The organism is Microcoleus sp. LAD1_D3 (assembly GCF_036702135.1).
In the GTDB taxonomy this organism is placed as follows: Bacteria; Cyanobacteriota; Cyanobacteriia; order Cyanobacteriales; family Microcoleaceae; genus Microcoleus.
Map to the genome: position 1 here is coordinate 38,382 of NZ_JAUBSB010000048.1, position 10,444 is coordinate 48,825.

At 46.1% G+C, this 10,444-nt stretch carries 9 protein-coding genes and 1 riboswitch; of the genes, 2 read left to right on the forward strand and 7 right to left on the reverse strand.

Annotation, left to right across the window (positions count from 1 at the left end):
• Positions 1 to 93: 93 nt before the first annotated feature.
• The 7 genes from QUA74_RS22245 to cynS form a co-directional block, all read right to left on the reverse strand.
• Positions 94 to 774, reverse strand: coding sequence for a CADD family putative folate metabolism protein (locus QUA74_RS22245; RefSeq protein WP_333333556.1), 681 nt, complete (start codon positions 772 to 774; stop codon positions 94 to 96).
• A gap of 125 nt (positions 775 to 899) precedes the next feature.
• Positions 900 to 2,006, reverse strand: coding sequence for a WD40 repeat domain-containing protein (locus tag QUA74_RS22250; RefSeq protein WP_333333558.1), 1,107 nt, complete (start codon positions 2,004 to 2,006; stop codon positions 900 to 902).
• Positions 1,994 to 2,965 (reverse strand): GTP-binding protein, encoded by a 972-nt coding sequence (locus QUA74_RS22255; RefSeq protein ID WP_333333560.1) that lies wholly within the window; start codon positions 2,963 to 2,965, stop codon positions 1,994 to 1,996. Before QUA74_RS22255 ends, QUA74_RS22250 begins: the two co-directional genes overlap by 13 nt.
• Positions 2,966 to 3,147: 182 nt before the next feature.
• The gene (gene cobW, locus QUA74_RS22260; RefSeq protein WP_333333563.1) at positions 3,148 to 4,182 is read right to left on the reverse strand and encodes a cobalamin biosynthesis protein CobW; all 1,035 of its coding nucleotides are present in this window, start codon (positions 4,180 to 4,182) and stop codon (positions 3,148 to 3,150) included.
• A 195-nt stretch (positions 4,183 to 4,377) separates the two neighbouring features.
• The gene (locus QUA74_RS22265) at positions 4,378 to 4,788 is read right to left on the reverse strand and encodes a DUF1636 domain-containing protein (protein ID WP_333333565.1); all 411 of its coding nucleotides are present in this window, start codon (positions 4,786 to 4,788) and stop codon (positions 4,378 to 4,380) included.
• 22 nt (positions 4,789 to 4,810) lie between these two features.
• Positions 4,811 to 4,957: riboswitch (cobalamin riboswitch) on the reverse strand.
• A gap of 127 nt (positions 4,958 to 5,084) precedes the next feature.
• Positions 5,085 to 6,467 carry an ATP-dependent protease ATP-binding subunit ClpX gene (gene clpX / locus QUA74_RS22270; protein ID WP_333333566.1) on the reverse strand — a complete coding sequence of 461 codons (1,383 nt, stop codon included), beginning with the start codon at positions 6,465 to 6,467 and terminating at the stop codon, positions 5,085 to 5,087.
• A gap of 227 nt (positions 6,468 to 6,694) precedes the next feature.
• Positions 6,695 to 7,138 carry a cyanase gene (gene cynS / locus QUA74_RS22275; protein ID WP_333333568.1) on the reverse strand — a complete coding sequence of 148 codons (444 nt, stop codon included), beginning with the start codon at positions 7,136 to 7,138 and terminating at the stop codon, positions 6,695 to 6,697.
• A gap of 452 nt (positions 7,139 to 7,590) precedes the next feature.
• Between cynS and QUA74_RS22280 the strand changes: the two genes are divergently transcribed.
• Both QUA74_RS22280 and QUA74_RS22285 read left to right on the forward strand, forming a co-directional pair.
• A complete protein-coding gene (locus QUA74_RS22280; RefSeq protein ID WP_333081406.1) occupies positions 7,591 to 7,935 on the forward strand; it encodes a slr1659 superfamily regulator in 345 nt (114 codons plus the stop codon).
• A 147-nt stretch (positions 7,936 to 8,082) separates the two neighbouring features.
• Positions 8,083 to 10,221: an ATP-binding protein gene (locus QUA74_RS22285; protein ID WP_333333570.1), complete on the forward strand. Its 2,139-nt coding sequence runs from the start codon at positions 8,083 to 8,085 to the stop codon at positions 10,219 to 10,221.
• Positions 10,222 to 10,444: the final 223 nt, after the last annotated feature.

Below are 10,444 nucleotides of genomic sequence, written 5' to 3' on the forward strand. Positions count from 1 at the left end.
ATCAGCATTTAAATTGCATCTAAAAAAATAATTAGACTCTTGTGGGGTGGGCTTCTAGCCCGCCCCATATAGGCAATTTAAATGCAGTACAGCTTACTTAGCTTGACAATAAGCTTCGTAAACGCCGTCAAGCAGTAAGTTGATAGCAAAAGTTGCTTTCTCGGTGGCTAACAGCGCTTCCTGTTTTGCTTCTTCAGTTTGGCAAAGTTCTAACAGCGCTTCGCGGGTAGCTTCCGAGTGGAACTCGTCGGCTTTTTCGTGGACTTTAAAGAAAGACAAAGCAGCCTCGGAATCGATGCCGTAAAATTCCTTCAAACCAGCGATTTTGGTTGTAGAAACTTCGGGGATTTGCGCTTCGTAAGCGTAAAGGGCTGCTAAACCTTTGACGGGGGATTCGCTGCGGGCCAAGTCTTTGAGAAGGCGGACGGATTCGGTGGTTTTTTCTAAGTGTTCGCGATCGAGAACTGCGTTTCTGTCTAAACCCAAACCTTCGGCAAAGCGCAGCCACAGTTCGGGGTGATTAGCAGCGCCTCTCTCTTCTTCTATCAGGTTTTCGAGGAGCATTTGACGAATTTTGATGTCGTCACAGGCGGCGTGCGTAGCGCTGACGTAGGTGGGGAAGTTGTGGACTTGCAGGTAGTATTCTTGTGCGTACTCTTGCAGCATTGCGAGGTCGAGTTTACCTTCGTTCCACATTTGGTAGAACGGGTGTTTCAGCAGGTGGTTTTGGTCTAGAATATTGTTGAGTTGTTCGAGAAATTGCTGTTGGGTCATAATTTTCGATCGCCTTTGAGGATAGTTCAGCCACTAAAATGGTATTGTAATCTAGCATTTTGTCAAGACCAAGTTTTCAATTTTTATGTTTTAGTCAAACTGGTGCGATCGCCCGTTATGCGAACTTAGCGCCGCCCGAACCCTTTGCCGCGCATAGACTTTGACCAAACCAGCAATTCGCCACCACTACCGCCGGCCACGAGAAACTGGCCATCGGGATGCCATGCGAGACAGGAAACACCCCCCTCTGCACCTTCTAGAATTTGCAGCAATTGTTCTGCTTCGTACCACAAACAAACTTGACCGTCTGCGGATGCGGAAGCTAATAAAAATGTGCTAGGTTGAAAGGCGATCGCATTTACCACTTTTTCATGCACTTCCAACGCCCAACCTTCCCAACCGACACTTTCATCAGCGTCTCTTTCCCAGACAGAAATGCCTTGAGAACTCGAAGCAGCTAACAAAGGTGCACCCAAAGAATTAGTTTTACCCGACCAAGCTAACTGCCGAACTTTCCCCGGAAAACCCTGCATTACCCAGGGTTCAAAATTGCCCCATTCATTAACAATGAGAGTATTGTCCATATTGCCACAAGCTAAATATTCCCCTTGTGGCGACCAAGCAATTGCACCGGTTGCAGAGGGTACTGATAAAATTTCCGGGTCTTCGTCCCAGTCTTCGCCATGCCAAACTTTGACACCTTTATAGCCGCTAACTGCCAGATATTGAACCATCGGATGCCATGCTAAATCTAAGATAGATGATGAGTCGAAATTCAGCGTTACTTCAACAACATTATCCTCAACATTCCATACTTGAACGTAGCGACCCATACTGAAAGCTAACTGATTGCAGTTGGGACTCCAAGCTAACTTATCAACCCAGACGCGCTGGTTATCCAAATCAGCAATCAATTCCCCAGAATTAACGCGCCAAATTCGCACTTTTCCATCTTGTCCGCCAGCAGCTAGGAATTGACTGTCGCGGGAAAAAGACAAGCAATCGGCTGATTTACCCGTGGCACTTTGTAGCGTTTGCAAGGACAATTCATTAACTGCCGCTACTTTCGCCAGCTTCACTTCGCCCGCAGCGGAACAGACTGCTAAAGTTGTGCCATCCGGCGACCAAGTAACAGCAGTTACGTAGTCAGACAGCATTTCTTTAGCGTGAAATTGCAGGGTTAGTTCGCGGCTGCCGCTCTTTTTTTTTCCCGTTTCTTTTAAACTAGACACCGACGGAAACCCTCTTTCAATTGATTTTCGTTTAAGTCGCGACCGATGAATACAAGCTCGTTTTTTGGAGTTTCTGTAGCTTTCCAAGGTCGATCCGGTCTGCCATCGAACAGCATATGCACTCCTTGAAAAACAAATCTGTTGTTTTCTCCGGCCATATTCAAAATGCCTTTGCTCCGAAAGATATTCGTGCCTTGAGTTCGCAACAATTCGCCGATCCAATCGCTAAATTTGTTGCCATCAATAGCACCGGATTCGACTATTGCTACGGAAGTTACTGTTTCGTCGTGTTCGTGAGTGTGTTCGCCCAAAAAGTCTGGTTCTATTTCTAATGCCCGGTTTAAATCAAATGCTTTGACGCCTAACAAAGCATCCATTTGTAATTCAGCATTGTGAGTACGGTGAATTTTTGCCATTGCATTCATGGCGCGAATTCGCTTTTCTAATTCTGCCAATTCTTCCTCACTCACTAAATCAGTTTTGTTGAGCAAAACTACATCAGCGAATGCAATTTGTTCTTGAGCTTCGTCTGCGTCCCAGTGCTGCCAGATGTGCTTGGCATCAACTACCGTGACAACTGCATCTAGCAGTAATGTGTCCCGCATATCTTCGTCTACAAAAAATGTCTGAATTACGGGTGCAGGGTCGGCTAAACCTGTGGTTTCGATGACTATGTGGTCAAATTTGTCTCGCCGCTTCATTAAGTTGCCGATAATCCGAATTAAATCGCCTCGGACTGTACAGCAAATGCAGCCGTTGTTCATCTCGAAAATTTCTTCATCGGCATCAATTATCAGTTGGTTGTCGATGCCTACTTCGCCGAATTCGTTGACGATGACTGCAACTTTTTTGCCGTGTTCCTCTGTTAAAATACGGTTCAGCAGCGTAGTTTTGCCTGCACCTAGATAGCCCGTGAGAACGGTAACAGGAACTGATTCGATCGCCCCAGCACTCACCATACTTGACCTCGATTAGTGTACAATGATAACCATTATCGTTATTCTACACCAGACTTGCTGCCAGTGGTCACAATATTAAATAATGTTAATAAATTGTTCGTGAGAGCTTGTAGGGGCGAGTTTTACCAATAAAATTTGCTGCAATTCACAATATCGATAAACCCGTCCCTGTCCGATGACACTTAATTGTTAATCATAGCTGCAATTCGATCGCGCTCTAACTCTCGACCGATCAGCACTAATTTGGTTTGGCGGAGTTCCGAAGGTTGCCAAGGGCGATCGTAAAAATATTCTATCCGCGAACCCACACCTTGCAACACCATCCTCATCGGTTTCTTGGGAACCGCCACAAACCCTTTAATCCGATAGATTTCCTCCTGCAGCATCAAGGATTGCAGTTTTTTCACCAATGCTTCAGGTTCAAATTCGCGATCGGCAATAAAGTAAGTTGAGTTAATATCATCATCATGTTCATGTTCCTCCTCAGTGTCGTGGTGACTCGGACGAGACTCCAAATCATCCTCAACGGCCGCATTAAATCCCATTAGCACATCGGGGTTAATTTCGCCCCCTTTGCAGGGCACAATTTTCACACTCGGACGCAACTCTTGCTGCAACCAGCTTTGGACTTTCTGGTGAGTTTCCGCATCTACGCGATCGACCTTCGTTAAAAGTACCATATCGGCACAGGCTAACTGATCTTCAAACAATTCCTCGATCGGAGTTTCGTGATCTAAACTATCATCAGCCTGTCGCTGTGCCATCAAAGCATCCATATCACCGACAAAAGTACCGCTAGCAATAGCTTCGCAATCGACAACAGCAACAACACCATCCACTGTAGCACCAGTGCGAATTTCCGGCCAGCGAAAAGCTTGAATCAAAGGTTTAGGAAGTGCGAGGCCCGAAGTCTCAATTAAAATACAATCAATTTGTTCTCTGCGCTTCAACAATTCCTGCATAGTCGGCAAGAATTCCTCTTGAACAGTGCAGCAAAGACAACCATTTGTTAATTCAACAATATTGCTGCTGACATTTTCTTCTTCGTCGCAAACTTGGCAATCGCGCAGCAGTTCTCCGTCAATTCCAATTTCGCCAAATTCGTTCACCAGAACAGCAATGCGGCGACCTTCATTATTTTGCAATAAGTGGCGAATTAAGGTAGTTTTGCCACTACCGAGAAAACCAGTGATGACAGTAACAGGAATTTTGTGCATTGATAATTTTGTGCTTATTGGGTGATGGGATATCTCGTTCCCAGGCTCTGCCTGGGAATGCTAATCTAGAGGCTCTGCCTCGCTGGAATAAAGGAGCGCTTTTAATACGAGGCAGAGCCTCTGGGTATGCGTCACCTGGCAGAGCCTGGGAACTAGAAGGAAAGGAAAAAAATAAAATCCTTACTACAAACCTATCTAATTTGGTAGTGGTGGAATCTTTGCTAAAACGCCTTTTTTCAGAGCTTGAGGACGCTCAGACCAAGGCAACAAACCGTCCGATTTAGCATAGTATTGACCCGCGCATTCGAGTACAGCCTCGATACTTTCCGACTCATTTGCAGGTAAATCGCCAAACAGATAAGTGTACTTTCCAACAGCAGCAAAAGACACCGCACAAGAGTGACTGCAAGCACTCATGCACTCAACCTCTTGAATCTCAAACTTATCAGAAAACTCCCAATCTTTAGCGAGTTGCGACAAATTTTCCATGAATTGTTGACCGCCGCTTTTACCTTCGCGCTTGCCGTTTTTCCAAACACTAGCGCAAGCAGTGCAAACAAATAGACTGTGCTTTGTGCGTACAGCCGCATTAATTCCATCCATCATCCGTACCTCGCAGATGCGTTCAAAAGTGAGTTAGATATCGGCGGGCATTCTGACTTGAGAAACCACAAGGGTTTCATTACAGTTGCGGGACAGCGCCGGACTTGCACCGAACTTTCCCCGTTTCCTCTAACGGCTGCTCCCCGCTAGAACCGATCGCGAAATCACATCATACCGCACTTGCCGCCAATCGATTTTAGATTTTAGATTTTAGATTGGAGAAAGCCACCCCAGGGATAAATCTGGGGGCTTGTCTAGTAGTTTGTAGGGTGCGCCACAAGCACCCTACAGATTACAAATTATGCAGTTTCGTGCTGTTTGTGCCAAGCGGGATGCCACAGCAATTCCGCAGTCGATCGCTTCTCGACCATTTCAGGAGTAATCATACAGTTAGCCACATCCTTGCGAGAAGGCAACTCGTACATGACATCGAGCATTAACTCTTCTAAAATGCTGCGGAGAGCTCTGGCGCCAGTTTTGCGACGATAGGCTTCCTGGGCTATCGCCCGTAGCGCTTCCGGCTGGAATTCCAACTCCACGCTGTCCATCTTCAACAGCTTTTGATACTGCTTCACCAGCGCATTTCGGGGCTCGGTCAATATCTGCATCAAAGCTGCTTCATCCAGCGGCGAAATCACCGTCACCACCGGTATCCGCCCCACAAACTCAGGAATCAAACCAAACTTGACTAAATCGTCGGGCTGTACCTGCTGCAAAATATCAGCGGCCCGCTTATCCTTCGCCGGCAAAGTTGAGTTGCTGTCGCTTTCTGTTGGCTGAATAAAGCCCAAGGATTTTTTACCCAAACGCTGTTCAACTATTTTTTCCAAACCGACAAAAGCACCGCCACAAATAAATAGAATTTTGCTAGTGTCAACTTGAATAAAATCTTGGTAAGGATGTTTGCGACCGCCTTGCGGGGGAACATTAACCACTGTTCCTTCCAACATTTTTAGCAGCGCTTGCTGCACTCCTTCTCCCGATACATCCCTGGTGATCGAAGTGTTTTCGCTTTTGCGAGCAATCTTGTCAATTTCATCAATATAAATAATGCCCCGCTGCGCCGATTCAACATCAAAATCGGACATTTGCAACAGCCGCAGCAAGATATTTTCTACATCGTCGCCGACATATCCAGCTTCTGTCAGTGTCGTCGCATCGGCTACCGCAAACGGAACTTCGAGCATTTGCGCCAAACTTTGCGCTAACAAAGTTTTGCCACAACCTGTCGGCCCAACTAGCAGGATGTTGGATTTTTGCAATTCTACATCGCTGTCAGGGGAAGACTTGTCGTTATCTTTAGCTTGGTCAACGCTCAAGCGCTTGTAGTGGTTGTAAACTGCTACAGAAAGAACTTTTTTTGCTGAATGCTGGCCGATGACGTGGTTGTCTAAATGCTGCTTAATGTCTGTCGGTTTGGGAATTTGAGCTAAAACGATTTTCGATTTGTTCGATCGACCCGGACGCCGCGTTCCTTGTCCCTGAGACTCTCGCACCTCTGATTGGGGAATCTGTTGACCAATTGTTTTACTGGAGTCAAAGAACTCCTCCTCTAAAATTTCATTGCACAGTTCCACGCATTCATCGCAAATGTAGACGCCGGGCCCAGCTATTAACTTGCGGACGTACTCCTGGGACTTGCCGCAAAAGGAGCATCTGAGATGGGAGTCATATTTTGACATATTTGCCTCTTAATTTACGGTTGCGGTTGCTTGTTTTGACTGGGGAAGTTGCCGCGGGAGCGACCTTAGCTTTGCCCTAGAAGGGTTTCCCGATCGGACACCCAAGCCTGTCAAGCTTCGCGCTCTCTGCTTCTAAGTTAACACTTTTGAGGCTTTAGTCATTAGTCATGAGTCATTCGAGCAAATTTGAATTTTTCATTTTCACTTAAAAATAAAGTGGCACGGGCTTACCATTTTTTGTATCCCAAAAATTTTCCCGACATAATTATTTTCACTCGATCGCCTTTTGGGTCTGCTTCTTTCTCGACATCCAAAGTAAAGTCGATCGCGCTCATAATCCCGTCACCAAATTTTTCGTTAATCACTGCTTTGAGTGGCATCCCGTAAACCTGCATAATTTCATAGAAACGATAAATCAGGGGGTCAACCGGAACCGAGGATTCCAAAGAGCCTTTTAAGGGAGGTTCACAGAGAACCGCAGCCGTCTCGCTATCTAGTCCCAAAGCCGAGATAATTTTCTCGGCTTCATCTGCTGATGCGGTAGCTTGACGGTAAATAACCGCCGCAATCCAAACTTCGTCGCGCCCCAAAACTTTTTCCAAATCTGCAAAACTAATTCCCTTAGCTTTTTTAGCCGCCAAAAGCTTTTCTGTAATTCCTGAAATTGCCATTAAATATTCTCCCCTTCACTCCAGTGTCAGATGTGAAATATCTCTCATGTTTTGGGGATTTTGTCAATACCAAGTGGAGAAAAAAATCGAATTGATAGCTCGGATTATCAGCAAAAGCTGCTCTCGTCAACCCACAACTCATACAATTTGAGATTTGAGATTTGAGATGTTAGGTTGGCAATGACTGATGACTATCAGGGTTTGGAGCTAGTCAACAGTTGCATTCTTTTTTCCAACTGGTATCACTATTGATACAACTGATAAATCCTAAAATAACTCATAACTGCCCTGTGGCAATGGTACAGTTGGCAGTATATGTAATAAAAGTTACACAGGCCAAGGCATTCGGCATTGGGCAAACGGCGGAATTTTGAGCGTGCTAGCCTGAAGCTCAATCCTCGATCACGCAGCCACAGCCCCTTTACCACTCAAAACCGACAACTGACAAAAGTATGGAGATTCAGACCAAAGATTACACGATCCAGTACGATCGCGCTACGCAAACAGTCACCTGTAGCGGCTCGTTCCGACTCAGCCAGGCGGAAGAATACGAACCGATCGTCGATCTGCTCAACGAAGTGGCTGACTCCTGCCCAAACACCGTTACTCTAGACTTGCGAAAGCTAGAATTTTTAAATAGTTCTGGAATTAATATTGTCTCAAAATTTGTGATCAAAGTGCGCCAGCAAAAAAATATTCAAATCGCCATCAAAGGTTCTAAACAGATCCCCTGGCAGATAAAATCCCTGAAGAACTTGCAGCGGCTGATGCCTTCCTTGCACTTAGAATTGGAATAGTAGCGAAAAAGGTAAAGATGAATCCCCGGCTAAGTGGGGGAACCAGGATGAGGGTGGCTGAAGTTAATCGGAATAAGTCATAGTTAAACTAGCACAAAACCCTAAAAAACTTCAGAACCGACTAAAAATTACCAATTTTCAATTGCTATGCAGGAAGAACCATCGACAGAACAGCTACTTTTCGACGTTCAACGGCTGAGTGCGGAACTTGAAAACTTGAAGCGCGAAAAGGTTGACCTAGAACTTTTGCTGGAGACTACCACCGAACATTCAGATACGATGGAAGCTCACTTGCTGAGCAAAGCTGAGTTGGCCCTGCGTTCCAGCGAAGAGCAGTTTCGGGCGATTGCCTCGGCAACTCCTGTGCCGATATTAGTTTCTCGCCTCGGTGACGGCTTAATTCTGTATGCGAACGCTCAATTGGCTTCTCTCCTGAACATACCGCTAGAAAAATTGATCGGCTGCTGCACTCCAGACTTTTACTTCAACCCTGCCGATCGCCCAAAGGTACTTGAGGCACTTGCTAAAGACGGATACCTCCAAAACTACGAAATTCACTGCAAAAAATCAGACGGCACCGCTTTCTGGGCGATGATCTCGGTTCAGTCGCTGGTGTTTAACGGGCAGCAGACGGCATTGTGCGCCTTGTACGACCTCACCCAGCGCAAGGAAGCAGAACAAACCCTCCAAGAAAGCGAAAAGCGGCTCCGCCGCCAGAGTTTGGCTTTGTTGCAGCTAGGTAGGCAGAGGACTCTCAACAGCGGTGCGCTGAATGTGGGAATTCGCGAAATTACCGAGGCTGCAGCCCGGACTTTGGATGTGGAAAAAGTCAGCGTCTGGCTTTACAACCATGGAAGATTTGGAACTCGCTACCCCAGCGATCAGCAGCTAAATTTTACGGAGAGAGTGATCGCCCACAACCAAACAGAGCCACTCGATACAGACGGCACCCCCCGAGAGCAAAACGAGGGGGTTAATCATTCTAAGTTTAAAGTCCCCAACCTCAAATTAGTTTGTCTCGACTTGTACGATCGCACCCAGGAGAATCATTTGAGCCGGGAGTCCATATCGGCAAGCGATTTAAATTTATCAATTTTAGATGTGGAAGGCGACACACCGGGCGAAAATTTGCGATCGGACAATGGTTTAGAACCTACGACAAAGACTCAAAACTCTCTACAGACAAATTTGTCTCACTCATCTTCGCTAGCCGAACATTCCGCTGTGCTGCCAAATGCCAGCAAGCCCAATTCATCCATATTAAATGTAGCAATTAGGCTGGGCGGTCAGATCGTGGGCATCCTCTCTCTGGAACATATCGGCGCGCCCCGCCAGTGGGCTCTGGAGGAGCGCACCTTCGCCGATTCTTTGGCAAATTTGGTAGCGCTGGCGATCGAAGGATTTGAGCGCCAGCGGGCTCAGGAAGCACTCTCCAAAGCCAAAGCGCAGCTAGAAATGACCGTCGATCAGCGCACCACTCAACTCACCACCGCCAATAAACTGCTCCGCATCGAAATTGCCGAGCGCAAAAGAGCCGAAATAGCCTTGCAAGAAGCCTTACACAAAGCTGAAGCAGCTTCGAGAGCTAAAAGCACTTTTTTAGCCAATATGAGCCACGAGCTGCGGACGCCGCTCAACGCGATTATCGGTTACAGCGAAATGCTACAAGAAGAAGCACGAGAATCGGGACTCGAAGACATCATTCCCGATACCCAAAAAATTTATAACGCCGGCAAACACCTGCTGACTTTAATTAACGATATTCTAGACCTTTCTAAGATAGAAGCCGGACGGATGGAGCTTTATTTAGAAAAATTTGACCTCAGTAATTTAATAGAAGAAGTCGTTGCAACTTTGCACCCTTTGGTAGAAAAAAATCACAATCAATTGCAAGTTTCTTGCTCGGAAAATTTGGGAGTGATGTATGCAGATTTGACTAAAGTCCGGCAAATTCTCTTCAATTTGCTCTCGAATGCCCTGAAGTTTACCGAAGGTGGAACGGTGCTGTTGAGCGCGACTCGCGAACCAGCAGGCAGCAGCGATTGGGTTTATTTGCAGGTATCTGATACGGGGATTGGAATGTCGGCAGAACAGCAGCAGGGTTTGTTTCAACCTTTTATTCAAGGGGACGCTTCGACTACTCGCAAGTACGGTGGCACCGGTTTAGGATTGGCCATTAGCCGCTTGTTTTGCCAGATGATGGGCGGCGATATCACTGTTGAGAGTGAGTTGGAAATTGGCTCTACTTTTACTGTTCATTTAAAAACAAAGGTGGATATTAGTTAAAAGCAAGTTCGGCAACTAGCAATGTAGGGGATTTAAGGGATTTAAGGGGTGGGGGTTTTTCCAGAAATTGTGTACCGGATTTAACGGATTTAACGGATAGCAAAAGATGGAAGAATTTCCCCATTACTAATTTTCCCATTACCAATTAAGCTGTTGTACCTTTAAATAGGGTATAATAAAAATTAAGTTTAGTCAATTTTTACAAAAATGCCAGCCAAAAACC